The organism is Pedobacter psychrodurus (assembly GCF_004331735.1).
Classification (GTDB): domain Bacteria; phylum Bacteroidota; class Bacteroidia; order Sphingobacteriales; family Sphingobacteriaceae; genus Pedobacter; species Pedobacter psychrodurus.
Map to the genome: position 1 here is coordinate 25,351 of NZ_SJSO01000016.1, position 18,391 is coordinate 43,741.

Annotated in this window: 13 protein-coding genes; 7 read left to right on the top strand and 6 right to left on the bottom strand. The window is 39.9% G+C overall.

Annotated features, from left to right (window positions below; genetic code table 11):
- Positions 1–473: 473 nt before the first annotated feature.
- Positions 474–1,457 carry a DUF5694 domain-containing protein gene (locus tag EZ456_RS17450; RefSeq protein ID WP_131532330.1) on the top strand — a complete coding sequence of 328 codons (984 nt, stop codon included), beginning with the start codon at positions 474–476 and terminating at the stop codon, positions 1,455–1,457.
- 7 nt (positions 1,458–1,464) lie between these two features.
- Here EZ456_RS17450 and EZ456_RS17455 read toward each other — a convergent pair whose 3' ends face one another.
- The 6 genes from EZ456_RS17455 to EZ456_RS17480 all read right to left on the bottom strand — a co-directional run bounded on the left by EZ456_RS17455 (position 1,465) and on the right by EZ456_RS17480 (position 10,800).
- Positions 1,465–1,887: a hypothetical protein gene (locus EZ456_RS17455; protein WP_131532332.1), complete on the bottom strand. Its 423-nt coding sequence runs from the start codon at positions 1,885–1,887 to the stop codon at positions 1,465–1,467.
- Between the two features lie 259 nt (positions 1,888–2,146).
- Positions 2,147–3,802, bottom strand: coding sequence for an alpha-glucan family phosphorylase (gene glgP, locus EZ456_RS17460; protein WP_131532334.1), 1,656 nt, complete (start codon positions 3,800–3,802; stop codon positions 2,147–2,149).
- A 310-nt stretch (positions 3,803–4,112) separates the two neighbouring features.
- Positions 4,113–4,523, bottom strand: coding sequence for a BON domain-containing protein (locus EZ456_RS17465; protein ID WP_205945121.1), 411 nt, complete (start codon positions 4,521–4,523; stop codon positions 4,113–4,115).
- 46 nt (positions 4,524–4,569) lie between these two features.
- Complete coding sequence (locus EZ456_RS17470) at positions 4,570–6,930, bottom strand: phosphoketolase family protein (RefSeq protein ID WP_131532338.1); 2,361 nt, start codon at positions 6,928–6,930, stop codon at positions 4,570–4,572.
- Positions 6,931–7,192: 262 nt separating this feature from the next.
- Positions 7,193–8,050 (bottom strand): universal stress protein, encoded by an 858-nt coding sequence (locus tag EZ456_RS17475; RefSeq protein ID WP_131532340.1) that lies wholly within the window; start codon positions 8,048–8,050, stop codon positions 7,193–7,195.
- A 59-nt stretch (positions 8,051–8,109) separates the two neighbouring features.
- Positions 8,110–10,800, bottom strand: a complete 2,691-nt coding sequence (locus EZ456_RS17480) for a cation-translocating P-type ATPase (protein ID WP_131532342.1) — start codon at positions 10,798–10,800, stop codon at positions 8,110–8,112.
- Positions 10,801–11,055: 255 nt separating this feature from the next.
- Between EZ456_RS17480 and EZ456_RS17485 the strand changes: the two genes are divergently transcribed.
- The 6 genes from EZ456_RS17485 to EZ456_RS17510 all read left to right on the top strand — a co-directional run bounded on the left by EZ456_RS17485 (position 11,056) and on the right by EZ456_RS17510 (position 18,201).
- Positions 11,056–12,273, top strand: a complete 1,218-nt coding sequence (locus tag EZ456_RS17485; protein ID WP_131532344.1) for a PAS domain-containing sensor histidine kinase — start codon at positions 11,056–11,058, stop codon at positions 12,271–12,273.
- Positions 12,248–13,300: a response regulator gene (locus tag EZ456_RS17490; RefSeq protein WP_131532346.1), complete on the top strand. Its 1,053-nt coding sequence runs from the start codon at positions 12,248–12,250 to the stop codon at positions 13,298–13,300. Before EZ456_RS17485 ends, EZ456_RS17490 begins: the two co-directional genes overlap by 26 nt.
- Positions 13,301–13,411: 111 nt before the next feature.
- Positions 13,412–14,059: a Crp/Fnr family transcriptional regulator gene (locus EZ456_RS17495; protein WP_131532348.1), complete on the top strand. Its 648-nt coding sequence runs from the start codon at positions 13,412–13,414 to the stop codon at positions 14,057–14,059.
- A gap of 407 nt (positions 14,060–14,466) precedes the next feature.
- The gene (locus tag EZ456_RS17500) at positions 14,467–14,901 is read left to right on the top strand and encodes a TonB-dependent receptor (protein WP_131532350.1); all 435 of its coding nucleotides are present in this window, start codon (positions 14,467–14,469) and stop codon (positions 14,899–14,901) included.
- Between the two features lie 18 nt (positions 14,902–14,919).
- Positions 14,920–16,728: a cytochrome-c peroxidase gene (locus tag EZ456_RS17505; protein WP_131532352.1), complete on the top strand. Its 1,809-nt coding sequence runs from the start codon at positions 14,920–14,922 to the stop codon at positions 16,726–16,728.
- 21 nt (positions 16,729–16,749) lie between these two features.
- Entirely contained in the window at positions 16,750–18,201 is a 1,452-nt protein-coding gene (locus tag EZ456_RS17510) for a purple acid phosphatase family protein (RefSeq protein WP_205945122.1), read from the top strand.
- The last annotated feature ends 190 nt before the right edge of the window (positions 18,202–18,391 follow it).

Sequence of the window (18,391 nt, forward strand, 5' to 3'; positions counted from 1 at the left end):
AATATAACTTAAACACCGGCATTGTTTTTTATTTGTTCTATTGCAATCTGTATTTCAAGTACCCTTCCAACCCTTATGCTATCAACACTTGCCAACAGTATATAAAAATTTCATCTTGTGCTGCAGCACTAACTACACCCTTATGCAATGGTTCTATGGATTCTCCCCTTACACTTATCATCCTAAGCATTAAAATATTCGCGACTTTTGCCAATTCTGCAAATCAGCTCAGAAATATATTCGAGCGCATTAAGTGTGACTAAATCGGAAACAGTCTCCGGATAAGCTCCGTTTTTCAATCAGGCACTATAGTTTAATTAAAACCCCTTAACTTTGTTTAGGCCTGACCAGAACACAAAAGATAGAATAACTTAATAACTAAACATTGTTGAAAAAATGCAACCATGAAATACATACTCATTTTATTATTTACAATTTCCTTTAAAGTATCCGCTCAAAAACTCGATGTACTATTGATCGGTGTTTCCCATAATTATGGCAAATATCCCCAACAGGATTTCACAGAAATCTACCGCAAGATTGAAAAATTCAAGCCAAAGGCATTTTTTGGAGAATTTTTGAGTAAAGAAGATGAGCAGAATGTTATGGATTATTGGTGTAAAAAAGACAATCTCAACCGGATAAAAATACTTCAAAAGAACAGAGATATTACCATAGAAAAGCTATCCAAAAGCATTGATAGCCTAAAGAAACTCTGCTTGCAAAACCCTAAAGACTATCAGTTGAAGACTGACCTGGCACATGCTTACTATCTTAATCAGGATGTTTCCAATGGTCACTACCAATACTGGCAGGTTTTCGATCAGCTACAAAATTTCCCGGATGACAAGCTACAGACCTATGTTGATCAGTTACTAAGTCCGGCTTTGGATACGACAGGGCGAAGTATGAGGAGGTTAAAAACCTCTGAATACGCGTTAATTGCTTTTCCATTGATGCAAAAATTGGGAATCCGGGAACTTCTTCCAATGGATTGTCAGGATTTTGATCTGAATTGGGGAGCATCATGGGCGGCATCCGATGCCAAGTTCAATACATTCAGAAAAGATACTTCAGCAGCTTTCCAAAAAGTACTGAAAGAAAAATTGACACAAATTAATAAAGGTTTCGCAAAATATGACAGCGTTGAGAAATCATCTGCAAAGGTCACTGAATGGCTGAACACTCTTGAGGCATCTGCGATTTCTGCATCGGGGGATTTTTACCTGCCAGAGATGTATGATATGAAAAACTTCCCCAAAGAAGAAATGCTTTCCAAAATACATTGGTGGATGATGAGAAACCAGGGCATGTGCAACAATGTAGTGAACCGTTCCAAAGTTTTGGGTGTCAGAAGAGTTGTGGTGATCGCTGGAGCTAACCATCGGAAATACATGCAGGAAATTTTTGAAAAGATGCCAGGTGTAGAAGTGAAGAATATCAATGAAATAGAGTAACTAGACCTTAAGCCTTCGGCAAACCTTGTCGTTTTCTATCCTGTATTAATGAAATGACCAGAGAAAAAAGTTCTTGTTTAAGTTTTCTGTAAGTTGAAGTCAGGTGGAACATGCTGTGTTCCATTTGTTTTTGTTTTTGTTTTATCGCAAGCAGTTCTCCATGGCCATCTACCAGATTTTCTGTTTGCCACTCCAATACTTTTATATAATCGGTTAGATCGGTATCTGCGCTATATTTATCTTTTTCAAGCTGTAAGAATTTTTTGCCGACGGCTTTCAGATCAGCGATATACGCTGGACCTGAGAGCAATATAAAATGATCATCGAGCAAATGATGAAGGAAAACCATTTCTATTTTAAAAAAATCGATATCTGATGCCCAGTGCTTTGCAATAGCATGGTATTGGATATATGCCGGGGAGGTACTCATTATGTTGTTCATTTTAAGCATTTTACAAGTATGAAATTATGATGGGAATATCAGTATGGGAACTGGATTATACAGCGCGCACTCATCTTTGAAATATTGCTGGGTAAGAATGGATTCATTTGTTATATGCTTTAAGCTATACGCTGACAACAAAGGTCGGTATAGCTTAAAGCAAATGAAATGATGGTAGTCACCTTAATGATTGCGGGTGGTCATGATACGAGCGTTTAGTACAGGAAATCAAAAATAACGTAGTTTTTTAATCGGCCTGGCGATACATCTGCTTATAATAGGCTTCTGCCATTCTCGCTGACTCGAATTCAGGGAGAACTCCTTTTATACCGTTCTGAACAATATTAAACCACTTTGATGGATGATCGTAGTAAGTAGGCAAAACTGTTTTTTCCAGAACATCCATTAAGTTGCCGTTTTCTGTTTTATCTCTCTCCTCTTCGGATAGCGAATCTTGAGCAGGCTCAATAAGAAAGCAGTTTTCTCCATTTAAGGCAAACTCAGGAATCCATCCATCTGGAATAGAAAGGTTAATAGCGCCATTCATAGCCGCGGTCATGCCGCTAGTTCCTGAAGCTTCCCGATACATTTTTGGATTATTAAGCCACACATCAGCTCCCTTTTTTAGAAGTGAGGATAAACCGAGTTCGTAACCTACCAAAACGGCACAATTAGGAAACGCCTTTGTTTTATCTATGATCTGATTGAAGATTTGGTTTGCGCCTGTATCTTCTGGATAGGGTTTTCCTGCCCAAATGATCTGGATAGGATATTTTGAATGCTTTAATAAAATCTCGAAACGCGTCCAGTCATGCATCAGAAGATCTGCCCGTTTGTATCCGGCGAAACGCCTGGCCCATACCAGGGTCAGCACATTTTCATCAAAGAGCTTTCCTGTCTGATCGGCAACTTGCCGAAACAAGCGTGATTTTAATTCCTTTTTCCGGTCTAAAAACTCCTGCTCCTTATGCTCAGTCACGCTTTTAGCAATAGCCTTATCCTGCCAATACTTCTGATTCTGTGCATTGGTAATGGAAAAAATCTCGCATATGCCATCATAGCCTCCCCACATTTTGCGGGCAACTTCCCCATGAAGTTTGGAAACAGCGTTTGCTTTGCCAGAAAACTTCAATGCTGCCAGCGTGTAATTAAACTTCTCCCCTTCCAGTCCCAGCACAAATTTAACTTCATGTTCCTGCATATGGTAAAAGAAAGACATCTCTTTTAATAGCGAAAAATCATGCTCCTCATTGCCCGCAAGCTCAGGGGTATGGGTTGTGAATACCATTCTTTTTTTAATCTCATTGAGATTTTGATACTTTGAATACAGGTAAAAATTTAGTGGTACCGCATGCCCTTCGTTCATGTGATAATAATCTGGTTGCAGATTGAGCTGATCCAATAGCATCCCTCCTCCGATCCCCAGAATGATTGACTGTGCAATCCGGGTGGTCTCGTTTGGGTCATATAACCGGTGAGTAATGCTTCTACTTACTTCATCATTTTCAGGAAGATCGGTACTCAGCAAAAATAAAGGTGCAGTGCCAAATGTTGTAGGCCGCAATAAAAATGCTTTGACTTTAACAGTAGCACTATGTACCGGAACAGAAAGGATAATTCCTGTATCTTCCAGAAACGAATAATCTTTCTGAACGAAAGCCGAAACCATATGGTTATCCTTATCCCTTACCTGGTCATAATAACCGTATTTCCAGCGCATGCCTATGCCTAATAAATTTTGCTTCAATTCGAATGCACTCCGAAGATGGGATCCGGAGAGAAAACCCAGGCCTCCGCTATAAATCTTAAGGGATTGATCAACGGCAAACTCCATTGAAAAATAGGCTACACTGGTTTGATATTCTGCATCAGGGCTGTACCCAAAGCGCTCGGTTCTGGTCATAAAAACGTTTTGTTACTGGATTATTTTATAGGAGCATAAAGAAATTGTCGTTACGAACCTATTTATACATTCAGGTTCAAATTACAAATTATTAAAGCGCATCCTACAAAAACCAATCCAATGAACCTGCCCGCACTAAATTGTTCCGTGTTTTTTAAAGATTTTTTTGATAAACCTTCCTAAAGGTAGATATGGCCAGCGCATTATGTTTTTGGAAAGCGCTATAAATAAATACCCGCTTGAGATCCAGTTCAATATACCTAGCCTTAAAAGTAAATATCGACGGGACAAACCAGTTCCATTTCCCTTTTCACCAGATTTCATTACCGCTTCTTTTAACATGAAAATCCGGATGCAGAGGACCTACGAGATTCATAGGCTGGTCATAATCATTTTTATAGGCATGCTTACTATCCAAGGCCAGATTTGCACCTATGTAAACGATCAGGTTGCTTGTAAATGAAAACCGGACATCTATTTTCTGAATAACATTTTTCACCCCTTTCACAGATTTTGCTACATGTTCCGCGGCAAGTTTTTTGGCGTAGCTGTCTACCGATCCTTTAAGGGTAACAAGACCATCTTCAACCGAAATCTCTATTTTCTCTACACCTATAAGCGAATCGGTAGTGATGGCCAGTCTAACTTCATCCGCTAATTTTTTATTCTTTTTTTTCATCATAATTTCCATTATCAATGGGCCAAATTTGCTCCTTCTCATCATAATATTTTTTCTTTACTTTTTATTAAATAGTAGACAGATCCGGTTATCCAGCGCCCTTGAATCTCCAGTTTTTTATTTCTGGCATATCATCAAGATGAATGCCTATGTATTCTTTATGGCTGGCTAATTTGTCCTCACAAAAACGAATGAACACATCAGCCTGTTGCTGAAACCGGGGAACGCGTTTGACGGCTTCCATGGCTAAATGATACCGGCTCATTTGATTTAATACCACCATATCGAACGGTGTAGTGGTTGTTCCTTCCTCCATAAACCCCCGGACATGGAAACGGGCAGGATCCGGCCGTCCATGAACCAGATCATGAATAATACGAACGTAACCATGGAATGCAAAAATCACCGGGGCAGCATTGGTAAACAGGTTTTCAAAATATTCATCACTCAATCCGTGTGCATGATATGCTCTCGGGGAAAGGGACATTAAATCAACCACATTAACAACCCGTACCCGAAGCTCAGGTAGATGTGTGCGAAGAATTTCAGCTGCGGCGATAGTTTCCTGCGTGGGTACGTCACCGGCGCAGGCCAGGATCACCTCAGGTTCACCAAAATCATTTCCAGCCCATTCCCAAACCGAAGCGCCTTTTTCACAATGTGCTACTGCTTCTTCCATCCCTAACCATTGCAGCTCAGGCTGTTTTCCGGCAACCACAACATTAACATAGTTTTTACTTCTTAAGCAATGATCCATTACGGAGAGCAGCGTATTGGCATCGGGTGGTAGATAGATCCTGATTACACTGCTTTTTTTATTGACCACTGTATCGATAAAACCTGGCCCCTGATGACTGTAACCATTATTATCCTGCCTCCATACATGAGAAGTTAGCAGATAGTTTAACGAAGCTATTGGCTTACGCCATGGAATTTCCTGAGTGGTCTTCAGCCATTTTGCATGCTGGCTAACCATGGAGTCGACAATCGTTACGAAAGCCTCATAACAAGGGAACAGGCCATGTCTGCCCGTTAACAGATAACCTTCCAGCCAACCTTCGCAAAGGTGTTCACTCAATACTTCCATCACCCTCCCATCCGGAGATAATTTATCATCAGTATCGATAATTTTTTCCATGAAGCATCGATCAGTCACTTGAAAAACAGCCTCTAATCTATTTGAGTTCGTTTCATCTGGACAGAACAATCTAAAGTTCCTATTCGCTGCATTCATGGTAAATATTTCACGCAAAAACTTACCTAGATTCCTGGTACTTTCTGCTTCAACTGTTCCCGGATGTGCTATTTTGATGCCGTAGCGTTTGAAGTCTGGCAGAATAAGATCCTTTAACAATAATCCCCCGTTTGCATAAGGTAATGCACTCATTCTTTTATTTCCAACGGGCGAGATGCTCCGCAGTTCAGGGTTTAGCGTGCCATGCTCATCAAAGAGTTTTTCGGGCTCATAGCTACGCATCCATACCTCAAGGGCTTGCAATTTCTCAGGGTTCTCTTTAACTCCAGCCAATGGAACCTGATGAGAACGGAACGATCCCTCGATAGGCAAATTATTCCATGATTTAGGTCCGGTCCATCCTTTAGGCGTTCTTAAAATAATCATAGGCCACTTTCTTTGGTGGATTATACCTTCAGCCCTGGCATTGTATTGAATTTTTCTAATCTTCTCATAAACAATATCCAAGGTGGAAGACATTTGGCGGTGAACATTGTGTGGGTGTTCCCCCTCAACGAAAAACACCTCATATCCATAACCTTTGAATAGTTCACTTAAAGCGCTATCATCCATGCGGGAAAATATTGTAGGGCTAGCTATTTTGTATCCGTTTAGATGAAGTATAGGCAATACCGCGCCATCTCTTGCAGGATTTAAGAAAGCAACTGAATTCCAGCTTGCTGCCAGCGGACCTGTTTCCGCTTCCCCATCACCAATCACGCAGGCAGCAATCAGGTTTGGGTTATCAAACACAGCGCCGAAAGCATGCATCAGGGAATAGCCTAATTCACCACCTTCATTAATTGATCCTGGTGTATGTGCACTGACGTGACTGGGGATTCCTCCGGGAGTTGAAAACTGCCTGAAAAGTTTAAGCATACCTTCCTCATCCATTGTTACCTCAGGAAAAAGTTCGGTGTACGTACCTTCCAAATAGGTATGCGCTACCACAGCGGGTGCCCCATGACCAGGTCCGCACACATATAGAATATCCGCATCGGTATCTTTTATCAACCTGTTCAGGTGGACGTAAATAAGATTTAATCCGGGAGAGGTACCCCAGTGGCCAAGCAGTCTTGGTTTAATGTCGTCTGGTGTAAGCGGGTTACGCATTAGCGGATTGGCCTGTAAATAAATCTGACCAGCAGATAAGTAATTTACCGCTTGCCAATATTGATGTATTTTATCGATTACTGCTTCTGAAATTTCATGCATGGTATTTTGGATTTAAGCTTTAGAACAGATGTATTGTTTTAAGCTTCATGGATAATGATTCGATAGGTTTTTACCTAAGTTTATATAGATCTGGCATTAAAAATCAAGACTTAAAAAACTACCTATCAAGTCGCTATATAATTCTAATCTGGTGTGTTTAATCAAATATCCTCAACTATTCTGGGCCAAGAAATGATAGTGATCATGTTTAATAGAGATGTTAATCCTGAAATAGAAGATTATGACTGAGCGGTTATGTTATTTATTTCTCCTGATTGAAAATGAGCATGGGGATAGTCAGCTTTCCGGCAAGTTTTTTAGTCACACTATCATATAATAATTTACTAAAGAAGCCATGCTTCCGATGAACCACTACCAATAGATCCATACGTTTTTCGATCATCAGTTTTTCAAAGGTTGATACCTCGTTATCTCCATTTATTTCCCGAAAATGTATACCCGGATAATCCAGTGCTTTCCTCAAATCATTTATCATATCATAGATTTTTTCTTTCATTGACACATCTGCTTTCGTGGAAGAAATATGGACTATAGCTATTTCAGCCATAAAAGATCTGGCTAGCTTAGCAAGCTGACTGAGGAAAAGCCTGTCCCCCGGAAGATCACTGAGGTCAGATGCAAAATAAATGCTGCGGATAGGTTCAAACTTTGATTTCAAAGGGATTATTAAGGCCGGCAATTGCAAAGAATCGATCATTTTTCTTGCCTGGTCTATTTTTAAAAAACTATCCATGTTATTATCATCATGAGTACCCATGGCAAGTAAATCTATGGGCCTGTCTGAAATAATTTCAGCAACAACATCCTGAAGCCTTCCAGACTGATTGATGATAGTTAGTTGGGGCTTTTTTATATGGGATTGATCTCGCTCTTGCAAATGTACCCTCAGTTTATTGAGATTTATTTCACTCCAATCCTTGATGACCTCTGGAGATTCCATTGGCCACAAAACCAAGCCTGCATTTGGAAGTTCTGAGGGAATAGTCATCGCATTACATAGGGTAACATCGGCTTGAATCTTTTTGGCAAAATCATATGCATAGTCTGCAACATGGTTTGCATTAGCGGAGAAATCTGTCAATAATAGTATATTTTTCATAGCAGGTATTTTACATGTACTGTCCTTGTTTTATTTTTTGCAGGTCCTAATTGCGTTGATTATTTTTGATGGTTTTTACCTAAAATCAACTTGTATAACTGAACCAACAGTAGTGGCAGTGTACCTGCAAAAATTGCGGCGAGCCATGCCTTTAATGGTATAATATTGAGGTTAAGGGCCTGCCGGCTTTGGGGAAAAACATATACCAAAGCGATAAGAGAAAAACAAAACAGGATTGCCATCCAAACGAATTTATTTTTGGTTACCTCATTTTTCATCATCCCCGAGTGCAAAGAAGACATATTAAATACATGAAATAATTGGGCAGCAGCCAGGGTAATAAATGCTACATTATTGATAACCTCTACTTTTTCACTCACGTATCTCATGCATATAAAAATAGCAAGCAGCACAGAAAGCGTCATGAGCACTGCATAAACCAAAATGACAAGCCAGTTTCGATTAGATATAATTTCAAGGCCTGGATCTCTTGGAGCCTTTAACATAATGGATTTATCTCCTCTTCCCAGGCCAAGTGCCAGTGCAGGGAAAACATCAGTAACCATATTTAAAAACAGAATCTGCAGGGGAAAAAGAATGGCACCACTTGCAAAGAAGCCCAGCAACGTCACAATGATGATCTCGCTCAAATTACAGGAGATCAGATAGATAACAAATCGCTGAATATTCTGAAAAATCTCTCTTCCATTGGCAACAGCCCGGGTGATCGATACAAAGGAATCATCCTTAAGGACAATATTTGCGGTTTCTTTGGCCACCTGAGTTCCTCTAAGTCCCATGGCAATTCCTACATCTGCCTTTTTAATTGCTGGTGCATCATTTACCCCATCTCCGGTCATCGCCACCAGGAAGCCTGCTTTTTGATAGGTATCCACAATTTCCAGTTTCTGTTTAGGAGAAGTTCTGGCAAAAACTGTAGTAGAGAGGATCTTATCTCTCCATTGCTGATCCAATAAGTCTTCCTGTGGGAGTGCATTCCCCAAGATGACCTGATTATCGTCTGCCTCTGTAATCCCAACCTGTTTTGCAATACTTAGGGCAGTGAGGGGATGGTCACCTGTAATCATAACGATTTTTATGCCAGCGGTACGGCAGGTTGCTATTGCACCTTTGATATCACCTCGCGGCGGATCCAAAAATCCAACCATTCCAACATAGGTTAGCTCAGCTATGAAGTCTCCTTCAGGGATTTCATTCAGGCTTTTGAAGGCAAAAGCCAATACCCTTAATCCACTTGCTGAAAGGGTTTCTGCATTAGCAAGTATTTTTTTCCGATCAATGGAAGTGAGTTCATTTAAACTATTTCCAGCCTGAATATGTGTACACTTTAAGATCAAACCTTCAACTGCCCCTTTTACTGAAATGAAACAATCATTTCCATTTTGATCGGCAGTTGCCATCAGTTTAGTTTCAGCGCTGAAGGGAATCTCCGATATTCTTTGGTAATGCGCTGCAGACTCCTCCCCAGAAAAACCGGCCGCTTTGTTTAATAGCAATAAAGCGATTTCAATAGGGTCGCCAGATATTTTAGATTTCTCAGTTTGCTCCCCAGGGGCGTTGTTACAAAGCGTGCCGATTTTAACCAATAGCTCAAAATTCTTCTGGCTGCTATTGATACCCATATCATCGTACACCAGATGTCCTTTTTCCATGGAAACATGTACCTCTTCCTGGGGAAAAGACAGGACTCTCACAAAAATCTTATTTTCAGTCAGGGTTCCGGTTTTATCTGTAAGGATGACGTTCACTCCGCCGAGCGTTTCGACCGAGGAAAGTCTTTTGACGATGGCATCTCTTTTTGCCATACGCAGCATGCCAAAAGCGAGTGCAACGGTGGCGACAATTGGAAGGCCTTCAGGAAAGGCCGCAACAGCAAGTGCTATGGAGGTTTCCAAGATTTGCAACCAGGGCTTCCCTTCAATAAAGGCGGTGAGTGCAAAAAAAGCAGTCATGAACAGGGTAATATAAATTAATTTTTTGGTCAGGTTTCCGATTTTGATATCCAAAGGGGATTTGGTGGTAGCTGAACGGCCGACCAGCTCACTGATCTTGCCCAGTTCGGTATTTGCTGCAATGCCTGTAATAATGACCTTGCCATTTCCATTCATCACTGCGGTACCTTTGTATACCATGTTTACTGAGGCCGAGGCATCAGTATCTACCCCCTGGCTATCGCTTGTTTTAAGGATGGGGAATGATTCACCTGTTAACGCAGACTCATCTACCTGAAGTCCGTTTGATTCGATAACCCGGCCATCGCCAGATACCATGTCTCCGGCTTCGAGCAGCAGCAAATCCCCGGGCGTTAATTGTTCGGAAAGCACTTCTATGGTTTTTCCACCTCTGATGACTTTAGAGACGCTTAGATCCATTTCTTTCAACGCCCGCATGGAGCTCCTTGCCTGAAGTTCCATAAAAAAACCAATCAGGGCATTAACCAAAATAACGATAAATATGGCGATTGCTTCCAGTGAGTTTTTAAAGTATAGCGATGCAAATGCTGCAACAAACAGCAGGTAAACGATAGGACTTTTGAATTGCTCAAAAAACATCTGCCAGATGCTTTTGACCTTTTGGCTGACGTTAATGTTGAGTCCAAATTGGACTGAACGTAACGAAGCCTCCTTATTACTGATACCCTGCTGGCCATCCGTTTCAAAAGCATTAAGTAGCTCACCAATGCTTAAAACTGGAACAGGTGTATTATTGGCGGCTAAGTTATTGTTCATCTTCTTTTTATAATAGTCAATGCCAGAATTGACAGATGACGCTACATATAGCAAAATTACCGCCCCAGTTATAATTAGAAATGATAGTCCCTACCTGAATTGATGATGCTCATCATAAACGGTTAAGCATTCTTCCATTTTTGAATGACTACCTTACGTGTGCTGATATTCTTTGAAAGAATAAAATCCAAACAATCCCCTCTGACGATGGTTCTATTAATGCAGCTAAAACATTTAGCTGTTAATCAATAAATTATGGAAAATTCCGTATTGCTAAAGGCAATTATTGACCATGCAATAGACGGACTGATCACTATTGATGACAGCGGTGTGGTAGAGTCAATTAATCCATCTGCATGTCGTCTTTTCGATTATACTCCTGAAGAGGTTATTGGACAAAACATCTCCATATTGATGCCTCAATCAGACAGATCCAACCATAACCGTTACCTTTTTAATTATAAACAAACGGGGAATGCAAATATCATTGGGATTGGCCGAGAGCTGATAGGCAAGAAGAAAAACGGGATTTTCTTTCCATTCCGGCTGGGCGTAAGTGAGGTTAAATATTCAGGCAGGATAATTTATGCTGGTTTCATTCATGATCTGACCAGGGAAAAAGAGGCAGAAGGAAAATTACAGGACTATGCAGCACAACTTGAAATGCAGGTGGAAGAGCGAACGCATTCATTGAGAATGAGTGTGAATCAACTCCAAAAAACTCAGGTTGATTTGAACCTGTCACTTAATAAAGAAAAAGAACTTGGACAGTTGAAAAGCAGGTTTGTTTCCATCGCTTCCCATGAGTTTAGGACACCATTGAGCCTGGTTCAGCTATCCGCCTCCTTAATTGAACGTTATGCCGAATCACTTGATCAAAAGAACATCGGAAAGCACGTAGGCAAAATCAAGAATGCAGTACTTAATATTACAGCAATTTTAAATGATTTTTTATCCCTGGAAAAATTGGACAGCGGTATGGTCAAGCCATCGCTGAGTCACTTTAACTTATCAGAGATGGCAGAAGAAATTACCGGCGAAATGCAGGTTGTTTTACGAGGAAAGCAAAAGATTATATTTAAACACCGGGGTACGAACCAGAAGATAACGCTCGATCAAAATCTATTGAAAAATTGTATTATCATATTAATAGACAACGCCATTAAATATTCAGGGGCTGATAGTCAGATTCAGTTTTATACTAAGATTAATGAGCATAATTGTACCATCAGAATTTGCGATGATGGGATTGGTATTCCAGAAAGTGATCATAAGCATCTTTTCGATGCTTTTTTTCGTGCCCACAATACCGGTAACATATCAGGTAATGGACTTGGGTTAAGTATACTTTCCAGATATACCGGATTGATGGATGGGCATGTCAGTTTTAAAAGCAGAGTTAACCGGGGAACGTTATTTACACTGACCTTCCCACAAAAAAATAACCATGAGCAAAAAAGTATTGATTATTGAAGATCATGATGAGATCCGTGCAAACCTGGTTGAAATTCTTGAAATGGCCCGTTACACGGTATATCAGGCTGAGAATGGTAAGCTTGGCGTTGATCTGGCCATCAGCCATGTTCCCGACATCATACTTTGTGATATCATGATGCCCGAACTTGATGGATATGGCGTATTATACATGCTCAACAGGCATGAGCAGACATCAGGGATTCCATTTATTTTTCTTACTGCAAAGGCCGAACATGCAGATCTTCGAAAAGGAATGGAACTGGGCGCAGATGATTATTTGGTCAAGCCCTTTGATGATATGGAATTGCTTAATGCCATTGATATTCGTTTAAGAAAGAAAGCTGCAAACGATCTTTCCCACCAGAGCAGAACTGAAGCGTTTAAAATATTGGTTGAGAAAACAGATGGTCTTGCTGAATTCAATAAAATTATTGAAGAAAAAAAAAGCAGGGATTTTAAAAAGAACCAGGTCATCTATTACGAGGATGATCATGGAAAAGGGCTCTATCTGGTAACACATGGAAGAGTTAAAACCATAAAACTGGCGAAAGATGGCAGGGAGCTAATGACGGGGATTTATAGCCAGGGTGACTATCTGGGAATTAATGCGGTATTAAGTGATAGTTGTTATGCAGATACTGCCACAGCCCTTGAGGATAGTAGCGTGTGCCTAATTCCGCTAGATCAAATGGAAACCATACTTAATTTATATCCTGAGGTGGCAAGAAAATTTATCCATTTGCTTTCCAGAGATAATAGAGCAAAGGAAGAGCAGCTTTTAGAACTGGCCTATCATTCAGTGAGAAAGAAAATGGCTGGTACACTGCTCAGACTTTATGGACAGGCAAAGGTAAATGATAATTTAATAAATATCTCCAGGGAAGACCTTGCCGCTATGGCGTGCATGGCCACTGAAACGGTGAGCCGCACCTTATCTGATTTCAAGGATGAGCAGCTCATTGATAGAAACGGAACAAAGATTATGGTACTTAATCATGAGGGACTATCTAAGATGAAAAATTAAAGTCTATTAAGGGAATTTAAGTAGCCCCAACGATTCGATTATTCTGCAAAGGAATAACCTTTCGCCCAAAAATCCTTTTATCTAGATATAATACCTTAGGTTTGATTAACAATGAACTTAACTCCTGTAGATGAGGAGGATAAATGGAAAAACTTCGGTTTTCAATCCCCCTTAATATCTCTTTTCAAGAATTTCCATCCATTAAATGAGGCCATAGAGTCGATCATCAATGCACAGACTTTCCCTGTCTACTTCGCCAAGCACAAGCATATCGCCTCCCCACAAAAAAGAAACCGCTATATCTTCTTGATCATTAAAGGTGCAGCCCACGGCTACCTGAAGATTGGCAGTAAAAAAATAACCACCTGGATCGCCGTTGAGAATGAACTTGCCGGAACGATCAGAAACCTCTGGACTGATGAGGTATCTGAAGAATATATCGAATCCATTGAACCGATAGTGGCTATTGCGGTACCTCATGAAATGTCGAAGTTATTATATCAACAGTTTGAAATAGCCAATTATGTGGGCAGAAAAATAATGGAAATCCATTATCGAAGTGCATTTGAGCGGGCATTCATCTGTAGGTTGCCCACAGCTAAAAAGCGTTATGACCGGTTTATCCTAAGCTACCCACGTTTGTTAGAACGCGTACCACTCAAGTACATTGCCTCCTTTCTGGGAATGAGAATGGAAACCCTGAGCCGTATCCGATCAGGGCTGAACAAAGCCAAGGCAGCTTTAGCAAATGTAGTATAGATCAGCCATGGCATCTATTCTCGAGAACTCAATTTCTATAAAATTGTTTGCACATTGAGGTAGAAGTTAAATTTGCATCAATTAAGTTTAAAATTTCTTCCCATACAAACCTTCAAGCTTATTTTTCAAAGTTCTTTCAAATGAGTAACTTTTAATCTCATCTGGAATTGGGATTTCAGATTGATTACACTGCATTAAAGGAATTCCTGGTCTCCAGATCAAATCTCCAACATTCGTACGCTGTTTATTATTAGTTAAATAACCCAACTTTTAAAATACAGTTAAAATTCGCTTAATATAGGAGGGCTAACTTCGCGTGTCCTAACAACTTCGCTTTGCTAACGCCTATCCCCTAAAAAAATGGACAAAGAACGTCTGCTATTATGATTTGCTTTTGCTTGCGAGCCTTGGGAAGAACTTCTAATTACACACCAATATCGAAAGAAATAAATAACCATCTGAGTATCTATTCTAACTACACACACAATTTCATTTTTGTAAAAGAAGGACAGCCGAAACTGCCAGGTACCGCTAAAGATATTCTAAACTTATCTCTAGCTTACGAAGTTAAACGCTTCAACGTGCGTCTTTCCTACAACAATACCTCCGACTTTATCACCATATTAGGCGTAAATAACAAAGGTGGCGTATATTACGACAAAGCAAATTATCTTGATGCAAACATAAACTTCTTCATCACACCGAAGCTTTCCCTGTATGGCTCTGCTAATAATCTGCTTAATCAAGATCAAAGAAGACACCAGTATGAGCAGGAATATACCTATTCCTCTTTAACTACCGGTAAAACAGCATCATTTGGGATTAAATACAATGTATACTAATAACGATTAAAATAAGCCATGAAAAACAAGCTGGTTATCATTTTATTCCTTTTCAGTTTTATCCTAATCGCAGCAAAGGTTGGAGATGATGGGAATATTGGCGCCAGCCAAGGCCTGGAGTATTATAAAACCGAATTAGGCATTTTTATCCGTTCTACCCAAATGTTGCAGAAAGTAATTGGTAAGATCAGCGAGGATTCGAGTTCAATTCAAAATGCAAAAAAGTCCCTTTTACAATGTCGTAGAGATTATAAAAGAATTGAATGTTTTCTGACATACTTTTTTCAGAGTGAAACCGGATTTTACAATGCCGCCCCAAAAACAGAGGTAGAGGAGCCAGAGTTAGAACTTGTTGAACCGATGGGATTACAATATATTGAAACGCTGCTTTTTGAGGAAAATCCGCATCTTGCTAAAAGTAAATTAGTTGAACAGGCAGAGATCTTAACCTCATCAGTGCAGGATATGCCTTCACTCCTTTATAATTTCAAAATCAACGATGCTCAAATGATGCAAAGCCTACGGCTCGAGCTCATTCGTTGGTCAACACTCTCCATCGCAGGCTTCGACGCTCCACTGCTCAAATCCAGCATGAGTGAAATTGCTGAAGCATCGGCTTCAATGCGAAGGGTGATTAAGCCTTATTCAGATCAGAAGCCTTTACATGGGGCAAGAGTGGATGCTTTACTGGAGCAATCCATCATCTACCTCCATAATCATTCAGATTTCGATACTTTCAACAGAATGGATTACCTGCTTCATTATGCGCTTCCACTGCAAAAGGAAATGCGCCTTTTAACAAAGGATTTGAAACTTGAAGCAGATTCCGCTGGATTTGTTAATTACGATGCAGACAACATTTATCAGCCCAATGCGCTTAAAGGTTTCAGAAAACAGCAAAAGCATTCAAAAAAGGAATCGCGACTTGCCAGGTTGGGGGAAAAGCTCTTTTTTGACCCGGCATTATCCGGAAATCTTAAAGTGAGTTGCGCCAGTTGTCATCAAAAAGAAAACTATTTCACCGATCTTAAGGTTCGAAGCAGCGCTTTAATTCGGGATTCTATTCTGCAACGCAACACGCCTACGCTGTTTTACGCAGCCATGCAACACAGCCAATTTTGGGACGGAAGAGCACAAAATTTAGATGCACAGGTACATGATGTAATTTTTAATCCTTTAGAAATGGGCGGTTCAAAGCATTTGATTTCAAAAAATATTCTTTCAAAAAAACAGTATAAAACAGCATTCGCTGAATTATTTGTATCATCCAGAACACCCGGTATGAATGAACTGGCCGCTGCTATTTCTGCCTATATTAAAACGCTTGCACCAATGAATTCTGCTTTCGATCGGGCACTGGCAGGCAATAAACATTCCATGACCGCTCAACAAGTTGAAGGATTTAACCTTTTTATGGGTAAAGCACAATGCGGCACATGCCATTTTCCACCATTATTTAACGGACTGGTACCACCCCTTTTCGATCGATCGGAACTTGAAATATTGGGCACGACTAAAAACGATGATTTTACAAAGGCTGAGCTTGATTTAGACGAAGGAAGATATAAAATATATAAAATCCATTTCTATAAAGGCGCATTTAAAACTCCTACAGTAAGAAACGCAGCTAAAACATTCCCGTATATGCACAACGGTAATTTTTCCAGCCTTGAAAAAGTTGTAGAATTTTATAACCTGGGCGGAGGCAAAGGCTTAGGTCTTGATGTTCCCGATCAGACCCTTTCTTCCACCCCATTAAAGCTTAGTCCAAAAGAAACAGCATCAATCGTTTCCTTTATGGAAGCATTAACAGACAATTACAAATAGCAAAAATTAACAAATAAATCAATGAAAACAATCAACACATTACTTTTAATAATGGCGCTGCCTTTTGGCGTTTTGGCTCAAGACGTTGCCGCACCAAAAGAAGTAAAAAAAGAGAAAAAGGTACTCTCGGGTATTCAAGCTGAATTACTTAGAGGGCCGTATTTACAAATGGCAAGCCCAACCAGCATAACCTTAAGGTGGCGCACAAATGTATACGACAGAAGTCGGGTTAGATATGGAGAAAGCCCTGAGAAATTGCAGTATGAAACTATAGATTCGACTTTGGTTAGTGAACACATTGTTAAGCTGAAAAACCTGAAACCAATGACGAAGTATTATTATACCATTGGGAACCATACAGATACGACACTTCAGGGCGATAATGAAAACTATTTTTACACCTTTCCTCAAACAGGCAGCGAACAACTCATCAGAATTGCAGGGTTCGGCGATTGTGGCAACAACTCCGCTAATCAGAGAAATGTGAGAGACCAGGTAATTAAATATCTGGGCAACAATTATCTAAATGCCTGGATTTTAATGGGAGATAATGCCTATTCTGACGGTACAGATGCAGAATTCCAAGCCAAATTCTTCAATATTTATAAAGATAATTTGTTAAAGAAATACCCACTCTATCCGGTACCAGGTAATCATGATTATCACGACTTTGATTCATCAACAGCAACTGACGAGAATAAAATGGCGTATTATCAAAATTTCTCGGTACCTACTCAGGCAGAAGCGGGTGGTGTTCCTTCAAATACAGAATCTTATTATTCTTACGACATTGGAAACGTTCATTTTCTTGCGTTAGATTCATATGGTCCAGACAATAAAGGCCAGCACATTTACGATGAAATGGGTGAGCAGGCAGAATGGGTAAAAAAAGATTTAAAAGCAAACAGCAACAAGCAGTGGACAGTGGCTTACTTCCATCACCCTCCTTATACCAAAGGATCACACGATTCGGATACTGAATCTTTATTGGTAAAAATCAGGGAAAACTTTATTAAAATTCTGGAAGAAAACGGAGTAGATTTGGTGTTGTGCGGCCATAGTCACGTTTACGAAAGAAGCAAGCTTATTAAGGGTTATTTCGGAAAAGAAGCAGATTATGATGCTAAGAAATATGAAATCAGCTCATCTACTGCGCTCTATGATGGCAGTAAAAATTCAATGCCCTACCTCAAAAGCAGTAGCGATAAAAAAGGCACCGTATATGTAGTAAGTGGTTCTGCAGGAGCATTAGGCGGAAATAAAGCAACCTACCCTCATGATGCCATGTATTACTCCAATAACAAAGTAGGCGGAGCGGTGATGCTCGAAGTTCAGGGAAACAAACTTGATCTGAAATGGATTGCCTCGGATGGTGCAATATATGATCACTTTACCATGATGAAAGATGTTAAAAAAAGTGATTTAGAAATCCTAAAAGCCGACAAAATTCTTGGCAAATCTTCATCTAAATAATATCCAAAAATTACAATACCATAAATTGAATTAAACAGATCTTTAGCTTAATTGCAGACATTGATCGCTGAATTTCTTAAGTTAAAATATTAAGTCCGAGAACTAAACTTGGACTTAATATTTTACATCATGCAAGGCTTCACCCAAACGTTAAATACAACATACTAAACCTTTGAATGCAACCTCATCA

Coding starts and splice junctions, on each gene's coding strand:
- EZ456_RS17480 (WP_131532342.1), bottom strand. CDS start 10,800: ATGAACAATAACTTAGCCGCCAATAATACACCTGTTCCAGTTTTAAGC.
- EZ456_RS17455 (WP_131532332.1), bottom strand. CDS start 1,887: ATGAGTACCTCCCCGGCATATATCCAATACCATGCTATTGCAAAGCAC.
- EZ456_RS17505 (WP_131532352.1), top strand. CDS start 14,920: ATGAAAAACAAGCTGGTTATCATTTTATTCCTTTTCAGTTTTATCCTA.
- EZ456_RS17470 (WP_131532338.1), bottom strand. CDS start 6,930: ATGCATGAAATTTCAGAAGCAGTAATCGATAAAATACATCAATATTGG.
- EZ456_RS17495 (WP_131532348.1), top strand. CDS start 13,412: ATGAACTTAACTCCTGTAGATGAGGAGGATAAATGGAAAAACTTCGGT.
- glgP (WP_131532334.1), bottom strand. CDS start 3,802: ATGACCAGAACCGAGCGCTTTGGGTACAGCCCTGATGCAGAATATCAA.
- EZ456_RS17465 (WP_205945121.1), bottom strand. CDS start 4,523: ATGAGAAGGAGCAAATTTGGCCCATTGATAATGGAAATTATGATGAAA.
- EZ456_RS17510 (WP_205945122.1), top strand. CDS start 16,750: ATGAAAACAATCAACACATTACTTTTAATAATGGCGCTGCCTTTTGGC.
- EZ456_RS17490 (WP_131532346.1), top strand. CDS start 12,248: ATGAGCAAAAAAGTATTGATTATTGAAGATCATGATGAGATCCGTGCA.
- EZ456_RS17485 (WP_131532344.1), top strand. CDS start 11,056: ATGGAAAATTCCGTATTGCTAAAGGCAATTATTGACCATGCAATAGAC.
- EZ456_RS17475 (WP_131532340.1), bottom strand. CDS start 8,050: ATGAAAAATATACTATTATTGACAGATTTCTCCGCTAATGCAAACCAT.